Below are 16,651 nucleotides of genomic sequence, written 5' to 3'. Positions count from 1 at the left end.
GGCCGGCTTTGCACAGCGGCAAAGTAGGCGTTGTGCCGTGCTGTCCACAGCCGCGTGCGCTCTTCGGGGGTGGTGGCCCATTCAAAGGCGTTGCCACCAAATTCGCTGGCGATCTCTTGCACCGTCTCGGCTTGTTCTTTCACGCCTGCCGGTGAGCCGTGGAACTCCATCAGCAGCATGGGCTCTTCGCGCAGGCCCAGCTTGGCGTAAGCGTTCACCATGCGAATGCTGTTGTGGTCCAGCAATTCCACCCGTGCGATCGGCACGCCCAGCTGAATGGTCTGAATGACGGTACGAACTGCCGCTTCGATGCTGGGAAAGGAGCAAATGGCGGCCGAGATGGCCTCGGGTAAGGGGTACAGGCGCACCGTGACTTCGGTGATCACGCCCAGCGTGCCTTCGCTGCCCACCATCAGGCGGGTCAGGTCGTAACCAGCGCTGGATTTTTTGGCGCGGGTGCCGGTGCGGATGACTTCGCCCGCAGCAGTGACCACTTCCATGGCCAGCACGTTTTCACGCATGGTGCCGTAGCGCACGGCATTGGTGCCGCTGGCGCGCGTGGCGCTCATGCCGCCAATCGTGGCGTCTGCGCCCGGGTCGATCGGGAAGAACAAACCGGTGGACTTGATTTCTTCATTCAACTGCTTGCGCGTCACGCCCGGCTGCACCGTCACCGTGAGGTCTTCGGCGTTGATGGACAACACCTGGTTCATGCGATTGAGGTCAATGCTGATGCCGCCTTGCACGGCCAGCAAATGGCCTTCGAGCGAGGAGCCCACGCCAAACGGGATCACCGGGACTTTGTGTTCGGCGCACAGCTTCACCGCGTCGGCCACGTCCTGGGTGTTTTCGGCAAACACCACGGCAGCCGGTGGCGGCACATGGGTGAAGGCCGACTCGTCGCGGCCATGCTGCTCACGCACCACCAGCGCGGTGGAGCAATTGGCGCCAAAGCGGGCTTTCAGGGCGATCAAAAACGCTTCGGGCACAGCGCGTTGCGCGATTGCGGGGGCCAGGTGGGCAGCGGGGGTGGGTGCGTTCATGGGGTGTCTCCGGTGAAGGCGGACGGGGCCCGTCCAACATGCAATGGCGCAGTTTACGCCCCAAATCCCGGGCTTGCTGTCCGCTGTCAGACAAGTTGCAGCCAGTTCGCGGACAATCCACCCACACAGCTGGGCCCCATCTTTGAGGGTGATTTTCCAGTCCTTGCACGCTTGCGAGAACCAACAGAGAGCTAAACCATGGGCAACCGACTCACTCAAATCGCCACCCGTACGGGCGACAACGGCACCACCGGCTTGGGCAACAACCAGCGCGTGTCCAAAAACAGTTTGCGCGTGCACGCCATGGGCGAGGTGGATGAACTGAACTCCCACATCGGTTTGCTGCTGTGTGAAGACATGCCCGCCGATGTGCGCGAGTTGCTGGTCGAGGTGCAGCACCAGTTGTTCAATCTGGGCGGCGAGTTGTCGATCCCCGGGTTTGAATTGCTGAAAGTGGAGGCCGTGGCCGCACTGGACGAGGCCCTCGAAAAATACAACGCCCAACTGCCCAAGCTCAAAGAGTTCATCTTGCCAGCGGGCACACGCGGCGCGTCGCAGGCCCATGTGTGCCGCACCGTCGCCCGCCGGGCCGAGCGCGCGTGTGTGGCGCTGGGCAACGAAGAGGCCATCAACGAGACCCCGCGCCAATACCTCAACCGCTTGTCTGACTTGATGTTCGTTCTGGCCCGTGTGCTCAACCGTTTGAATGGCGGCGATGACGTGTATTGGAAAAGCCAACGCATGAGCCAAGACGACCCGTCCAAGACCGTGGCTTGAGGTATTCATGCGCATCCAGATCGACCTGAGCACACGGCAATGGCAAAGCGATTTTCGGGGACAGGCCACCGGACAAGGACGCTGCGAAACCACGGCGGGTTGAACCGCCACAGCACTGTCACCTAGGTGCATGTTTCAGGGTTGTTGCGCGTGACAGCGGTGCACGGGCGCTGATACGCTGCACTTCATGAACACTGCCACAACCCCTTTTGTTTCTGGCCCTGACGCAGCCCCCTATTTGCCCCAAATTCGGCTCTACCAAAACTGGTTGCGCGATGAGCGCGGCTTGAGTTTTGCCACCTACAACGACCTGTGGCGTTGGTCTGTGACCGAGCTGGACGCGTTTTGGCAAAGCATCTGGGACTACTTCGATTTCCAGTCGCCCACGCCGCACACCGCGGTGCTCGCCAACAACGTGATGCCGGGCGCCAAGTGGTTTCCGGGCGCCCAAACCAACTACGCGCACCAAGTGCTGCGGCATGTGCAGCCTGCGCACGAGGCCGGGTTTTTGGCGGTCATCAGCCGCAACGAAAAAGGCCTGCGCCGCGAGATGAGCTGGCCCGAGCTGCGCCGCCAAGTGGCCGCCATGGCGCTGCACCTGCAAGCGCAAGGTGTGCAGCCCGGGGACCGGGTGGCGGCGTATCTGCCCAACATCCCCGAGGCCATGGTCGCGTTTTTGGCGACTGTCAGCCTAGGCGGGGTGTGGAGCATATGCGCGCCCGACATGGGCACGAATGCGGTGCTCGACCGTTTCAAGCAGATCGAGCCCAAGGTGCTGATCGCCGTGGATGGCGTGAGCTATGGCGGGCGCGACTTTGACCGCATGGATGTGGTGCAAGAGTTGCAAAACGCGCTGCCCAGCGTGCAACACGTCGTCATTCACGAAAACCTGGGCACGCTGGATTTGACCAACTGCGAGGTGGGGGCCAGCGCGCAGATGTCCGTGATCACGGCGCGTGACGATGCCCAGGTGCAAGCCTTTGAACCCCTGTGGTTGCCTTTTGACCACCCACTGTGGATCGTTTACTCGAGTGGCACCACTGGCTTGCCCAAACCCATCGTGCACGGCCATGGCGGTACCGTGATCGTGGCCTTGGCCAACAAGATATTGCACAACGACATTGGTTGCAGCTACCACCCCAACAGCTTTGGTGAGCGCTTCCATTGGTACAGCTCGACCGGCTGGGTCATGTGGAATGCGCAAGTGGCAGGCCTGTTGAACGGCGTGACCTGTGTGATCTACGACGGCAACCCCGGCGGCAGCAAAGACAAGCCCGATTGGGGCATTTTGTGGCGCATGGCCGCAGAAGAAAAAGTGACCTTTTTTGGCGCGGGTGCGGCTTTCTTTGCCAATTGCCAAAAAGCGGGGGTGGACATCTCGCGTTGTGGGGACCTGTCGCTCATCCGAGCCCTGGGCACCACCGGTTCGCCCTTGTCACCCGAAACCCAAAGCTGGGGCACAGATCAATTCAAGGCGATCGGGGCCGACATTTGGTGGTGCAACATTTCGGGCGGTACCGACTTTGCGGGGGCCTTTTTGGGCGGTCACCGCGAACTGCCGCAAGAGCCCGGCGTCATGCAATGCCGCGAGCTCGGCTGCGCCGTCGAGGCCTGGAACGAAGCGGGTGAGCCGGTCATCGGTGAGGTGGGCGAGCTGGTTTGCACCCAGCCCATCCCGTCCATGCCCTTGTACTTTTGGAACGACCAGAACAACGCCCGTTATCTCTCCAGCTATTTTGAGATGTACCCCGCAGGCCACGGCCGTCAACCTGGCGGCGGCGACGGCCCGGCCAGCATGGGCGGCGTCTGGCGGCACGGCGACTGGCTGCGCATTGGCGATGGCAACACCGAGACAAAGGGCCAGGGTGAAGGCTGCGTGATCTATGGCCGCAGCGATGCCACCATCAACCGCTACGGCCTGCGCATGGGCACCAGCGAGCTCTACAGCGCCGTCGAGGCCTTGCCCGAAGTCATGGACTCGATGGTCGTGGACCTGGAGTACCTGGGCAAGGAGAGTTACATGCCGCTGTTCGTGGTGCTGCGTCCGGGCATCGCCTTGGACGATGCGCTCAAGGCCAAACTCAACAACGCCATCAAGGTCGCGCTCAGCCCGCGCTTCATCCCGAATGAGATCTTCCAGGTGGCCGAGATCCCACGCACCCTGTCCGGCAAAAAGCAGGAGCTGCCCATCAAGAAACTCATGCTTGGCCAGCCGTTGGAAAAGGTCGTTAACCGAGACGCCATGGCCAACCCGGGTTGTCTGGACTGGTACGTGGACTTGGCCAAGCGGCATTTGGCCAGGGCGTGAGCAGCTCGCTCGTTCGTGTGCAGAGCGCTTTAAGCGCCCTTGGTCAAAGCGATTTGCGCGTGAACAAACGCCTCAAAGGTGCCAGCACAACGCTTTTGATACCAGACAGCATGGCACGCAGGCGGGCCATGACATCCTTTTTTTGAGCAAAGATGCGGCGCTGTGGATCGGGCGTTGGCTTAGGCAAATTCCAACGGTGTTCAGGTGCCCAGATGTTGGTCAGCACCAACTGCAGTGCCGCCAGCAGCAGCAGCACCTGCAAGCCAAACAACAAGAGAAAACCCCACGCAATCTCTGGCCACAGCTTGCGCATGAGCACCATCACCAAGGGCAACAACAAAGTGCCCAGGGCGATCAGCTTAAAGTTGAAGGATGGCCTTTGAAACATGGCATCAGTTCTTGTGCAACTCGGCGTTTAACTCGCCCCAGCTTTTGTTGCGTGGAATCGCGTGCAGCGCGCCCGACTGAGAGTCGCGGCGGAACAGAATGCCGTTTTTGCCGGACAGCTCTTTGGCTTTCATCAGGCTACCGTCAGGCAGTTGTACGCGGCTGCCGCCAGTGATGTAGCAGCCGGCTTCGACCACGCAGTCATCGCCCAGCGAGATGCCGATGCCGGCGTTCGCGCCCAGCAAGCAGCGCTTGCCGACTTTGATGACTTCTTTGCCACCACCCGACAGTGTGCCCATGATGGAGGCACCGCCGCCGATGTCGCTGGCGTCGTCCACCACCACGCCTGCGCTGATGCGGCCTTCGACCATGCTGGCCCCTAGGGTGCCCGCGTTGAAGTTGCAAAAGCCCTCGTGCATCACGGTGGTGCCGCTGGCCAGGTGTGCGCCCAGGCGCACGCGGTCAGCGTTGGCAATGCGCACGCCGGAAGGGATCACGTAATCGGTCATCTGCGGGAACTTGTCCACGCCTTTGACTTCGAGCACGCGGCCTGCAGCGCGGGCCTTCAGGCGAGCGGCGGGCACATCGGCCACAGCACAAGGGCCGAAATTGGTCCAGGCCACATTGGCCAGCAGGCCAAAGATGCCGGTCACGTTGGCGCCGTGCGGCTGAACCAGGCGGTGGCTCAGCAGGTGCAGGCGCAAGTAGGCGTCGTGCGTGTCGGCCGGCGCGTCGGCCAGGCTTTTGATGTCGGTGCGCATGGCCACCACGGTGGTGCCGCGCACAGCGCAGGCGGCGAGGGCTTTGGCCACGTCAGCGCCCAAGGCGGCGACGGCTTCGGCTTCGGAAAGGCGGGTGCTGCCGCTGGCGATCACATCGCTGGCCAGTTCGGGGGCCGGGAACCAGGTGTCCAAAACGGTGCCGTCGGCGGCCAAAGTGGCCAGGCCGGTGGCGCGTGCGCCGGTGGTGACGAGTGAGCTCATGTGTTGTTCTCCGCTGCGGATTCGTGAAAGCCATGATTATCGGGGAGAGTGCCGACTCACGTTGGACTGTGACACCCAGCCCCTGGCCCAGGTCGGATGTCACTTTCTGCCAATGCCTTTGAGGCTTGCAGCGATTGCACAAGCGCTCGGGGCTGGGTGCAATGCAGGGGATGCCGCCCTCGCCATCGAAGACCTGCGCAGCCCGGGCGATGTGGTGGCGGCCATCGTCTACACCAGTGGCACATCAGCGGCTACCGCCAAACCGGGCCAGGCCTGAGCCCTTCAGGTCCGCCAAAGATGGCCTTTCACAAAGACAGACCAGCCCCGGCCCGAACTCGGCGAAGATAGTGCCATGAACACACCGACAACTCTGGATGCGGCACAGATCACGAACCTGCGCAGTTGGGAAGGCCGCAGCGAAACCCTGGACGACGAGATCAGCGCGGCCCCCTTGCGCGGCCAAAGCGCCCTGCTGGACCGCGACGACGCCAGCCAGAATGCAGGCAGCGAGGTGCCACCCCTGTGGCATTGGCTGTACTTTTTGCCCCAGACGCAGCAAAACCAGATTGGGCCTGACGGCCACCCTTTGCGCGGGGGCTTTTTGCCGCCTGTGCCACTGCCGCGCCGCATGTGGGCGGGTGGTCGCCTGCAGTGGCAGACCGACAACCCCCTGCGCGTGGGCGATGCCGCGCAAAAGCACTCGCGCATCGCGTCGGTCCAACACAAATCGGGCCGCACCGGCGACTTGCTGTTTGTCGAAGTGGCGCATGCCTTCCACAACGCCCAGGGCCTGTGCCTGAGCGAAACGCACGACATCGTTTACCGCGCCGCCGCCGTGCCGGACGCACCCGAAGTGCCACCCACCGCGGCTGAAAAAGATGCCCCCTGGCAGCGCGAATGGGTACCCGACCCCGTGTCGCTCTTCCGGTACTCGGCGCTGACCTTCAACGGCCATCGCATCCATTACGACCGCAGCTATGTGACGCAAGAAGAAGGCTACCCTGGCCTCATCGTGCACGGCCCCTTGATCGCGACTTTGCTGGTGGACCTGGTTCGCCGGCAAGTGCCAAATGCGCGCGTGGCCTCGTTCCAGTTCCGCGCGGTGCGACCCACCTTTGACCTGAACCCTTTGCACCTGAATGGCCGACCGTCTGCCGACGGCAAGACCATTGACCTTTGGGCCTGCGACCACGAAGGCTGGCTCACCATGCAGGCCCAAGCCACCTTGGCCTGACGCTGTCAGGCCTGATACTTTTCACCGAAACAAAACCATGCACACCTCACCCGATCAGTACCAAGACATCCGCGACGCCGTGCGCGACCTGTGCGCCCAGTTCCCTGACGAGTACCACCGCAAGGTCGACGAAGCGCGCGGCTACCCCGAAGCCTTTGTCAACGCGCTCACCCAAGCCGGCTGGATGGCGGCCCTTATCCCGCAGCAATACGGCGGCTCGGGGCTGTCGATGGCCGAAGCCTCGGTCATCATGGAAGAGATCAACCGCTCGGGCGGCAACTCCGGCGCCTGCCATGGCCAGATGTACGTGATGAATTCCATCGTGCGCAGCGGCTCTGAAGCACAGAAAAACACCCTTTTGCCCAAGATCGCCGCAGGCGAGTTGCGCATCCAGTCCATGGGCGTGACCGAGCCCACCACCGGATCGGACACCACCCAACTCAAAACCACCGCCGTCAAGAAAGACGGCCGCTGGGTCATCAATGGCCAGAAGGTCTGGATCTCGCGCATCCAGCACAGCGATTGGATGATCCTGCTGGCACGCACCACACCGGCGGACCAAGTCCGACGCAAGTCCGAAGGCCTGTCGTGCTTTTTGATCGACCTGAAAAAAGCGATGGGCAACGGCCTGACGGTGCGCCCGATCCTGAATATGGTCAACCACGAGACCAACGAGCTGTTTTTTGACAACCTGGAAATCCCCGAAGACGCGCTTTTGGGCGAAGAAGGCAAGGGCTTCAAGACCTTGCTCGACGGTCTGAACGCCGAGCGCGTGCTGATCGCGGCCGAGTGCATCGGCGACGGTTACTGGTTCATCGACCGCGCCAGCAAATACGCCAAAGACCGGGTGGTGTTTGGTCGCCCCATTGGCCAAAACCAAGGTGTGCAGTTCCCGATTGCCGACGCCTTCATCGAACTCGAAGCGGCCAACCTGATGCGCTGGAAGGCCTGCGAAAAAATCGACGCGATGCAAAACGCCGGGGCCGAGGCCAACATGGCCAAATACCTGGCGGCCAAGGCCAGCTGGGAAGCGGCCAACGTCTGCCTGCAAACGCACGGCGGCTTTGGCTTCGCGTGTGAATACGACATCGAGCGCAAGTTCCGCGAGACCCGTCTGTACCAAGTGGCCCCGGTCTCGACCAACATGATCTTCAGCTACGTGGCCGAGCACATCCTCGGCTTGCCCCGCTCGTTTTGACATGACAGCGCCCAGACCCCTCGACGGCATCACCGTCGTTTCACTCGAACACGCGATCGCTGCGCCGTTTTGTACCCGTCAGTTGGCGGATTTGGGCGCGCGCGTCATCAAGATCGAGCGGCCCGGTGCAGGCGACTTTGCCCGCGCCTACGACACGCGGGTGCGCGGTCAGGCCTCGCACTTTGTGTGGACCAACCGCTCCAAAGAAAGCCTGACGCTGGACCTGAAGCACCCCGACGCCATGGCGGTGCTGCGCGACTTGCTCAAAGACGCCGATGTGCTGGTGCAAAACCTCGCGCCCGGTGCGGCCGCACGCATGGGCCTGTCGTTTGATGCGCTCCATGCGGCGCACCCCCGGCTGATCGTGTGCGACATCTCGGGTTATGGCGAGGACGGCCCCTACCGCGACAAAAAAGCCTACGACCTCTTGATCCAGAGCGAGGCGGGATTGTTGTCGATCACCGGCACGCCCGATGCGCCTTCCAAGGCCGGCAACTCGATGGCCGACATCGCAGCGGGCATGTACGCGTACACCAACATCCTCTCGGCCTTGCTTTTGCGCGGCAAGACCGGGCAGGGCAGCCACATCGACGTGTCCATGCTGGAAGCGCTGAGCGAGTGGATGGGCTACCCGCTGTACTACGCTTTTGAAGGCGCCGCACCGCCCCCGCGCACGGCCGCCTCGCATGCGAGCATCTACCCCTATGGCCCTTTTGCGGCGGGCGATGGCGGCACCGTGATGCTGGGCCTGCAAAACGAGCGTGAGTGGAAAGTGTTTTGCGAAGGGGTGCTGGGCGATGCAGGCTTGGCCAGCGATGCGCGCTTTTGCACCAACGCGCTGCGCAACACCCACCGCACCGAGCTGCAGGCCTTGATTTTGGGCATGTTCGCCGCCATGAGCACGGCAGAGGTCGAGGCGCGGCTGGACCAGGCGCAAATTGCCAACGCTCGCATGAACGACATGGCTGGCGTTTGGGCGCACCCGCAACTCCAAGCCCGCCAACGTTGGCAACCGGTGGGTTCGCCCGCGGGCGATATCCCGGCCCTGCTGCCGCCCGGGCGCAACAACCGTTACGACTACCGCATGGACCCCGTGCCCGCCGTGGGTGAGCACACGGGGGCCATCTTGCGCGAGTTGGGGCTGGACGATGCGGCGGTGCAGGCCTTGCGCGATGCCCGCGTCATTTGACGCACGCCCATTGCCTCCCGCCATTGGAGCCCAACCATAAAAGACAAAACACCAGGAGACGCCATGACACCCCACACCCCATCCCACACCGCCCAACTCGCCGCCTTTGCCGCAGGGCTGCGCTTTGAAGACATCCCCGCGCCCGTGGTCCGCAAGGCAGAAGACCTGTTGGTCGACTGGTTTGGCTCGGCTGTGGCCGGTCACGGCACGCGCCCGGTGGAGTCCATCACACGCTTTGCCCAAGCCATGGGCTCCGCCCAAGGACCGTCTGAAGTCATCATCAACGGCGCACGCACCACCCCCTATCTGGCCGCCATGGCCAATGCGGCCGCTTCGCATGTGGCCGAGCAAGACGATGTGCACAACGGCTCGGTGTTCCACCCGGCCACGGTGGTCTTTCCACCCGCCGTGGCGGTGGCGCAGGCGCTGGGCGCGAGCGGCCAGCAGCTGCTGACCGCTTCGGTGGTGGGCTACGAAGTGGGCATCCGTGTGGGTGAATTTTTAGGGCGCTCGCACTACCGGGTGTTCCACACCACGGGCACCGCAGGCACGCTGGCCGCCGCTGCCGCCGTGGGCCATTTGCTGGGACTGAACGCGCAACAAATGCAGCACGCGCTGGGCTCGGCCGGCACGCAGTCGGCAGGTTTGTGGGAGTTCTTGCGCACCGCCGCCGACAGCAAGCAGCTGCACACCGCACACGCGGCCGCAGCAGGCCTCATGTCCGCCTACTTGGCCCAAGACGGTTTCACGGGCGCGGCCGACATCCTGGAGGGGCCACAAGGCATGGCCGCAGGCATGTCGAGCGACGCCGACCCCAGTCGCTTGGTGGACGGTCTGGGCACCCGCTGGGCCACGGCCGAGACCTCGTTCAAGTACCACGCCAGCTGCCGCCACACCCACCCGGCAGCCGATGCACTGCTGCACGTCATGCGTACAAATGGCTTGCAGCTCAATGACCTGGCCCAAGTGGTGACGCATGTGCACCAGGGCGCGATCGACGTGTTGGGTCCGGTGGTGCAACCCACTACGGTGCACCAAAGCAAGTTCTCCATGGGCACGGTGCTGGCCCTGGTGGCGCAACACGGCCACGCAGGTCTGACCGAATTTGACCGCGACTTTTTGAGCCCCACCACCCAAACCCTGCGCGACAAGGTGACGATGGCGCTCGACGCCGAAGTGGACGGCGCCTATCCCCAACGCTGGATCGGTAAGGTCACGGTCACCACCACCGACGGCCGTGAGCTGCACGGCCGCGTGGACGAGCCCAAGGGGGATCCGGGCAACACCCTCTCGCGTCAGGAAATCACCGACAAGGCGCTGCGCCTGGCGGCTTTCAGCGGTGGTGCCACCCCCGAAGCCATGCGCCAAAGCGTGGATGCACTCTGGCAAGTGGCCACCTGGCCCCTGGTGGGCCATTTGCTGGTCCGTTGATAGCGCCTGCCCGACGCAAGGCAAGGCAACGAAACGGGGACGAGGCTGCGCGCAGGGCCATGGGCTTGAACCCAGCGGCTGGCACAATCGCCGCATGTCTGTTCATTTCGATCTGGTGGATTTGCGCCTCATGGTGCGGGTGGCCGAAGCCAACAGCCTCACCAAAGGGGCGGAGGCGTCGTTCATCTCGCTGCCTGCGGCCAGCACGCGCATCAAAAACCTCGAAGAAAGCATTGGTGCCAAACTGCTCAACCGCCACAGCCAGGGCGTGACCCTCACGCCACCGGGCCAAGCCTTTGTGCACAGGGCGCGGCTGGTGCTGGGCCAGATCGAACACCTGCGCGGCGATCTGCAGGAGTTCGCCAGCGGCATCAAAGGCCATCTGCGGGTCTACGCCAACACCACGGCCTTGGGCGAGTTTTTGCCCGAGGTGCTCAAGCGCTATCTGGCCACGCACCCCGATGTGAACATCGACCTGCAGGAAAAGCTGTCCAATGAAATCGTGCGCGCCGTCATGGATGGCAAGACCGACATTGGCATCGTGGCCGGGTCGGTGCGCACCGAAAGCCTGCAGACACTGCCTTACCGGTCCGACAGCTTGGTGCTGGTGGTGCCCAAAGGTCACCCGGTGGCCGAATTGCCCAGCATGCCGCTCATTGACGCGCTGGAGTTTGACCATGTGGGCCTGCACGAAGCCAGCGCCTTGCATGCATTCCTTCACCGCGAGTGCGAACAGCTGAACAAGCCGCTCAAGGTGCGCATTCAGGTCAGCAGCTTCGAGTCGGCCTGCCGCATGATCGAGGCGGGTGTGGGCGTGGGTGTGCTGCCCGAATCGGCTGCCCGCCGCCACGCCCGCAGCATGGCCATTGGCCTGGTGCCCCTGTCTGACCCTTGGGCGATCCGCTCCATGCAAATTTGTGTGCGCAGTTTGGAAGAGTTGCCCCATTTTGCGCGGGACCTGATCGAATTGCTGTCAGAGGATGCGCGGCAGGCGGTGGTTTAACCGCGAGGTGACGACATCTTCGACAACACATCAAACACCGCAGCGGTGTCGTGCTCGGCATGCCCGAGCGCCATGGCGGCGTTGTAGACAGGCACGGAGGCGGCAAACAGGGGTGCCGGCACTTGGGCCTCGGCCAATGCCGCGGCGATCAGCTGCATGTCCTTTTGCCAGATGCCGACTTTCATGGTGGGCGTGTTCCAGCCTTCGCCTTCCATCAGGGGGCCACGGATTTGCAGCATGCGCGAGCCACCCGCGCCGTCGCTGAGCACCTTCACCGCATCTTTGGGCCGTATGCCCCAACGCTGCCCCAGCAGCAGCGCTTCAGCGGTAGACACGTTGTGAATGGCCACCAGCAAATTGGCCATCAGCTTCATCTTCATGCCGTTGCCAAAGGCACCCAGGTCAAAGCTGTTTTTGGAAAAACCTGCAAAGACAGGCGCGAGTTTTCGGATCGCCGCTTTGGGGCCGCTGGCGTAGACCGTCAGGTCTTTGTGCACCGCTTGCGCGCCAGTGCCAGACAAGGGGCAGTCGAGCATCACGATGCCTTGGGCTTTCAAGGTGTCGCGTGCGGCGGTTTTGTCGGCGATGCCGAGTGTGCTGGTCTCCACCACCAGCAGCTTGCGCTGGCCGCAAGCGGCGATCTGCTGCGCGGCATCGTGCAGCGCCTCAGGGCTGGGCAAAGCACAGATGATGACGTCCACCACGCCGGCCAAGTCGCCCGCGCTGGCGCAAGGTGTGCCCCCGGCCGCTTTCAGGCGCTTCATGGCTTGGCGGTCCGGGTCGAAGCCGCTGACCGCAAAGCCTGCTTGGACCAAGTTCGCGGCCATGGCCCGGCCCATGATGCCCACGCCCAACATGCCCACGCGCTGCAGAGGCGCAGTGCTTGGTTCGGTGCGTGGGGTTTTCAAGGGGGTGCGCATGGCGTGGTGGGTCAATGGTGGTTGGCCTTGCGCTTACTCGACCTTGATGCCCAGATCGTTGATCACCTTGTTCCAAAAGGCGTAGTCGCCGTTGGCTACGGTGTCGAGCACGGCGGCACTGGTGCCGGTGGGCGTGAGGCCCAGCTCGATGAGGCGGGCCTGGATCTCAGGCAGCTTCACGATTTTGACGATCTCGGTGTTGAGCTTGGCAATGATGTCGTTGGGCGTGCCGGTGGGCGCGAAGATGCCGTGCCACGAGCTGCCGATGACGCCGTTGACGTCCAGGTTGGCTTCAAACTCGGTCATGGTGGGCACATCGGGCAGGGCCGGGATGCGCTGCGCACCCGAGATGCCCAAGGCCTTCACTTTGCCGGATTTGATCAGGGGAATGGCCGTGGTCGACGCCTCCACCGACAAACTGATCACGCCGCTCATCACATCGGGCGAGGGGTTGGTTTTGTAGGGCACATGGTTGAGTTTGATGCCCAAGCGTTGCGACCACACTTCCAGCGCCACATGGGGCTGAGAGCCGACGCCCAAGGAGGCAAAGTCGATTTTGCCGGGGTTCTTTTTGGCGTATTCCACCAACTCTTTCATGTTGTTGTAAGGCGCCTTGGGCGTGGCGGTCAGCACATGGGGCACTTGCAGAATTTGGCTGACGGCTTTGAAATCACGTGGCGGGTTGAACTTGGCGTCTCGGTACACATTGGGGGCGATGGCGTGAGAGGCCTTGACGCTGAAAAACAGGGTGTAGCCATCGGCCGGTGAGGTGGCCGCAGCCACGGCGCCGATCATGCCCCCCGCGCCGGGTCGGTTGTCGACCAACACGGGTTGACCCAGGGCCGCGCTCAACTTGTCGCCAATCAGGCGGGCCACCACATCGGGCGAAATCCCTGCTGGGAAAGGCACCACCAGCTTGATTGGGCGATTGGGAAAGCCCGCAGATTGCGCAAAGGCTTGGGGCATGGTGCTGAGCGTGGTGGCTGCAGCCAGGGCAATCAAATGTCGGCGTTTCATGGTGTTGTCTCCTTGGGGTGAATGAAAAAGGGGTGGCGGCGCGAAGCCTCAGAAGTTCACGTTTTCTACGCCTTTGAGTGACAGGATTTCCCGTGCCTCATCGGGTGTGGCGATCTCAAGACCTTGGCCTTCGATGATTTCGCGCACCTTGCGAACTTGCTCGGCATTGCTTTTGGCCAGGGTGCCTTTGCCAAGCCAGAGGCTGTCTTCCAGGCCCACGCGCACATGGCTGCCCATGCTGGAGCCCATGGCCGCGATGCGCATTTGGTGACGCCCCGCGCCGAGTACCGACCACTGGTATTGGTCGCCAAACAGGCGGTCGGCGGTGCGGCGCATGTGCATCACGTCTTCCGGGTGCGGGCCAATGCCGCCCAGAATGCCAAACACCGACTGGATGAAAAACGGGGGCTTGATGATGCCCTTGTTGGCAAAGTGCGCCAGGTTGTACAGGTGCCCGATGTCGTAGCACTCGAGCTCAAAACGCGTGTCGTTTTCGGCGCAAGCGCGCAAGGCGTATTCGATGTCCTTGAAGGTGTTGCGAAAGATCAGGTCGCGGCTGTTTTCCAGGTGTTCGCGTTCCCATGCATGCTCGAACTCGGTGAACCGGTCCAGCATCGGGAACAGCGCGAAATTGAACGAGCCCAGGTTCAGCGAGGCCACTTCTGGCGAAAACCGCATCGAAGGTTGGATGCGTTCGTCGATCTTCATGAAGGGCGAGCCGCCGCTGGTGAGGTTGAGCACGGCGTTGGTGCGGCTTTTGATGTGTGGCAAAAACTTTCCAAAGGCCTCTGGGCTTTGGTCGGGCTTGCCCGTGACCGGGTCGCGCGCGTGCAGGTGGATGATGGCGGCGCCCGCGTTGGCCGCTTCGACCGAGGCTTCAATGATCTCCTCGGGGGTCACCGGCAAATAGGGTGACATGGACGGCGTGTGGATCGCGCCAGTGACGGCGCAAGTGATGATGACTTTGTTCATCGCAGGGGCTGCTGAGGCCTGTTGGTTTGGAAGTGGGCCCATCGTAAGGACGAGTGACCAGGCCGCGCATCTGGTAAACCCGGATCATTGACGCCTGGGTTACAGCATGAAATCAATCCTGCTGACGGGGCCAAGACGCCAGTTGTTGCAAGGCCAGCAGCAGTTGTTGCCCGGCTGCATCCAACGATCTGTTGTTCAAAATTTCAATCGCCCCTTGGGGCACCACAAAGGCGCTGGCCCGCGCGACCCGTTGTTGGATTTGCTCGGGTGTTTCGCGTTGGCGCTGGGTCAGGCGCTGCACCAGCGTGGCGGGGTCGGCGGTGATGTGCACCACTTGCAAGCCCGGGTGGCTTTGCAAGGCCTGTGGCAAGTGGCCGCGTGAGCCATTGACCAACACCCAGTGCCCCTGCTGCAAGGGGGCCAACTCGGTGTGGCGCACGCCGTAGTGCAAACCGTTGGCTTGCCACGCCAAGGCCAACTGGCCCCGGCTTTGCAAGTCGAGAAAGTGGGGCGTGTCGATCGCTTCGTGCGCTTCGCCACCCGCCGACGCCGGCCGGGTGATGGTGCGCTGGGCCCAATGCACGGGCATGTGGGCGGGCAAGTGCGCACGCAACCAGTCCAGCACGCTGTCTTTGCCCGCACCGGAGGGGCCCATCACATAAATCAGCCGTGTGTTCATCCGTGCAGCTCCAGGGTGTCCAGCAACTCAAAGTTGGCACCGCGCCGAGGTTCAATGAACAGGGCGATGTGCGCAAAACGGCACACCGGCAGCGTGTCAAAACGCGCTTGTGCCGCTTGGAACAAGGCGGCTTTGACGGCAGGCGGGCAGGAGCCCAGTGGTCCGCTCAAGGAGAGGTGAAACTGAAAATGGTCCAGCACCCACGGGTAGCCCCAGGTGAGCAGCAAGTGGTCTTGTTCGGGAGACAGGGGGGCTTGACGGCGACGCGCCAACTCGGCATCGGACAAGGGTTGGGCCAGGGGGTGCAACTCTTGCACGCAGGCCGCCGCCGTGGCGTTCAGCTGGGCCAGATCACCTTGTGGGCGCAGGGCCAAAAACCCGCCTTGGTCGCTGACCCGCAGGGGCGGCAGGTCAAACGCGGGCCATTGGCTGGCCAGCGCCTGCATGGCGCTGCGCAGCGCGTCCAGGCTTTGCCCGCTGGCCAAGGTGAAGGGTGCTTTGAGGGTGGCATGCCAGCCGTAGCGGCGCGGATCGGCGGTCAGGGCTTGGAACAGGGTTGGTTCCACACCCGCCAGGTCGGGCGGGTCATAAGTCGCCCCACTGGCGGCGCAGCGCCCCAGCCATTGGCTGCCCGCTTGCCACCAGGCGCTGTGGACCTCGGGCACAAAATACACCGCACAGCGGTAGGGCAAAGGGGCGTCAGAGGCCATCGTTTTTCACCGTCAAGGTCACGCGGTCGCCTGCAAACCAGGCCAACGCAAACTCAATGGGCACGCCTTGCGGGTCCACGTTCACGCTGCTGACCAAGAGCACGGGCCGCGAGTTCACCTGGCAGAGCAAGGCTGCCACATCCGGACTGGGCAAGCGGGCGCTGATGCGGCTTTCTTGCCTTTGGTAGTCGCTCACCCCATGCTGGGCAAAGGCGTCGGTGATGGAGCCGCTGTGGGCCACGGCATCGGCCATGCCCGCAAAACGGGGCAGCGGAAAGTAGCGTTCGCTCACATGCAGGGGTTGTCCAGCCCCTTCTCCCAGCACTTGCAAGCAAAGCAAGGGGCTGCCTAAACTCACCTTGAGGGCTTGGGCCTGATCGGCCAGGGCCAGCACCTTGTGCGATTGCAAGATTTGCAAGCCCCCCCGGACACCCGCTTGTGCCAGGCTTTGCCGATGGCGCGTGCGTTTGCCCAGTGCCAAATCCACCGCAAACGCTTCGACAAAGGTGCCCCGGCCTTGCGTTGAGCGCACCAAGCCGCGTTGGCCCAGATGGGCCAAAGAGCGGCGAATGGTGTGGCGGTTGACGCCAAACTGTTCGGCCAAAGCGTGTTCGGAAGGCAAGCGTTCACCGGGGGTGTAGTGGCCTTGCCCAATGGCATCGGCCAATTGCTGGGCAATGCGCGACCAAAAGCTGTCGCGCTCAGGCTGCTCAGGACCCGATTTTTCGAGATGCGGTGGCGCGAGCGCAGAAGGAGTGGCCAAAGAAGTCTCCCAAAAGGTTCTGGTTTGTCATGAAAAC

The 16,651-nt window shown here is 62.9% G+C and carries 17 protein-coding genes; 8 read left to right on the top strand and 9 right to left on the bottom strand.

The window, feature by feature from the left end:
* The coding region (locus Q0O19_RS05640) for an FAD-binding protein (protein WP_295520827.1) at positions 1-1,043 on the bottom strand (1,043 nt) is incomplete at its 3' end.
* Between the two features lie 198 nt (positions 1,044-1,241).
* Between Q0O19_RS05640 and Q0O19_RS05635 the strand changes: the two genes are divergently transcribed.
* On the top strand, positions 1,242-1,820 hold the full coding sequence (locus tag Q0O19_RS05635; protein ID WP_295520826.1) for a cob(I)yrinic acid a,c-diamide adenosyltransferase: 579 nt from the start codon (positions 1,242-1,244) through the stop codon (positions 1,818-1,820).
* 187 nt (positions 1,821-2,007) lie between these two features.
* A complete protein-coding gene (locus Q0O19_RS05630) occupies positions 2,008-4,128 on the top strand; it encodes an acetoacetate--CoA ligase (RefSeq protein WP_295520824.1) in 2,121 nt (706 codons plus the stop codon).
* Positions 4,129-4,171: 43 nt separating this feature from the next.
* On the opposite strand, the gene Q0O19_RS05625 is transcribed toward Q0O19_RS05630, so the two are convergent.
* On the bottom strand, positions 4,172-4,516 hold the full coding sequence (locus Q0O19_RS05625; RefSeq protein WP_295520822.1) for a hypothetical protein: 345 nt from the start codon (positions 4,514-4,516) through the stop codon (positions 4,172-4,174).
* Between the two features lie 4 nt (positions 4,517-4,520).
* Complete coding sequence (gene dapD / locus Q0O19_RS05620; RefSeq protein ID WP_295520821.1) at positions 4,521-5,498, bottom strand: 2,3,4,5-tetrahydropyridine-2,6-dicarboxylate N-succinyltransferase; 978 nt, start codon at positions 5,496-5,498, stop codon at positions 4,521-4,523.
* 112 nt (positions 5,499-5,610) lie between these two features.
* Between dapD and Q0O19_RS05615 the strand changes: the two genes are divergently transcribed.
* From Q0O19_RS05615 to Q0O19_RS05590, 6 genes are all read left to right on the top strand, one after another.
* Positions 5,611-5,775 carry a hypothetical protein gene (locus Q0O19_RS05615; RefSeq protein ID WP_295520819.1) on the top strand — a complete coding sequence of 55 codons (165 nt, stop codon included), beginning with the start codon at positions 5,611-5,613 and terminating at the stop codon, positions 5,773-5,775.
* 75 nt (positions 5,776-5,850) lie between these two features.
* On the top strand, positions 5,851-6,732 hold the full coding sequence (locus tag Q0O19_RS05610) for a MaoC family dehydratase N-terminal domain-containing protein (RefSeq protein ID WP_295520817.1): 882 nt from the start codon (positions 5,851-5,853) through the stop codon (positions 6,730-6,732).
* A 37-nt stretch (positions 6,733-6,769) separates the two neighbouring features.
* Positions 6,770-7,930, top strand: a complete 1,161-nt coding sequence (locus Q0O19_RS05605) for an acyl-CoA dehydrogenase family protein (protein WP_295520816.1) — start codon at positions 6,770-6,772, stop codon at positions 7,928-7,930.
* Position 7,931: 1 nt separating this feature from the next.
* On the top strand, positions 7,932-9,119 hold the full coding sequence (locus Q0O19_RS05600) for a CaiB/BaiF CoA-transferase family protein (protein ID WP_295520815.1): 1,188 nt from the start codon (positions 7,932-7,934) through the stop codon (positions 9,117-9,119).
* Positions 9,120-9,182: 63 nt separating this feature from the next.
* On the top strand, positions 9,183-10,550 hold the full coding sequence (locus tag Q0O19_RS05595; RefSeq protein WP_295520813.1) for an MmgE/PrpD family protein: 1,368 nt from the start codon (positions 9,183-9,185) through the stop codon (positions 10,548-10,550).
* A 94-nt stretch (positions 10,551-10,644) separates the two neighbouring features.
* Positions 10,645-11,553, top strand: coding sequence for a LysR substrate-binding domain-containing protein (locus tag Q0O19_RS05590; protein ID WP_295520812.1), 909 nt, complete (start codon positions 10,645-10,647; stop codon positions 11,551-11,553).
* Here the strand turns inward: Q0O19_RS05590 and Q0O19_RS05585 are convergent.
* The 6 genes from Q0O19_RS05585 to phnF all read right to left on the bottom strand — a co-directional run bounded on the left by Q0O19_RS05585 (position 11,550) and on the right by phnF (position 16,614).
* Entirely contained in the window at positions 11,550-12,473 is a 924-nt protein-coding gene (locus Q0O19_RS05585) for an NAD(P)-dependent oxidoreductase (protein WP_295520809.1), read from the bottom strand. The genes Q0O19_RS05590 and Q0O19_RS05585 overlap by 4 nt on opposite strands.
* Positions 12,474-12,506: 33 nt before the next feature.
* Entirely contained in the window at positions 12,507-13,490 is a 984-nt protein-coding gene (locus Q0O19_RS05580; protein ID WP_295520807.1) for a tripartite tricarboxylate transporter substrate binding protein, read from the bottom strand.
* Positions 13,491-13,538: 48 nt separating this feature from the next.
* Positions 13,539-14,462 (bottom strand): 3-keto-5-aminohexanoate cleavage protein, encoded by a 924-nt coding sequence (locus Q0O19_RS05575; protein WP_295520806.1) that lies wholly within the window; start codon positions 14,460-14,462, stop codon positions 13,539-13,541.
* A 112-nt stretch (positions 14,463-14,574) separates the two neighbouring features.
* Positions 14,575-15,141: a phosphonate metabolism protein/1,5-bisphosphokinase (PRPP-forming) PhnN gene (gene phnN / locus Q0O19_RS05570; RefSeq protein ID WP_295520804.1), complete on the bottom strand. Its 567-nt coding sequence runs from the start codon at positions 15,139-15,141 to the stop codon at positions 14,575-14,577.
* Positions 15,138-15,851, bottom strand: a complete 714-nt coding sequence (locus Q0O19_RS05565; protein ID WP_295520802.1) for a DUF1045 domain-containing protein — start codon at positions 15,849-15,851, stop codon at positions 15,138-15,140. The genes phnN and Q0O19_RS05565 overlap by 4 nt, the downstream gene beginning before the upstream one ends.
* Positions 15,841-16,614, bottom strand: coding sequence for a phosphonate metabolism transcriptional regulator PhnF (gene phnF, locus Q0O19_RS05560; RefSeq protein ID WP_295520800.1), 774 nt, complete (start codon positions 16,612-16,614; stop codon positions 15,841-15,843). The genes Q0O19_RS05565 and phnF overlap by 11 nt, the downstream gene beginning before the upstream one ends.
* Positions 16,615-16,651 lie beyond the last annotated feature (37 nt).

Origin of the sequence: Limnohabitans sp. Rim8, assembly GCF_945869175.1 — a bacterium.
In the GTDB taxonomy this organism is placed as follows: Bacteria; Pseudomonadota; Gammaproteobacteria; order Burkholderiales; family Burkholderiaceae_C; genus Limnohabitans_A.
Note: the sequence above shows the minus strand (reverse complement) of the source record. Positions and strands in the feature narration are given on the sequence as shown.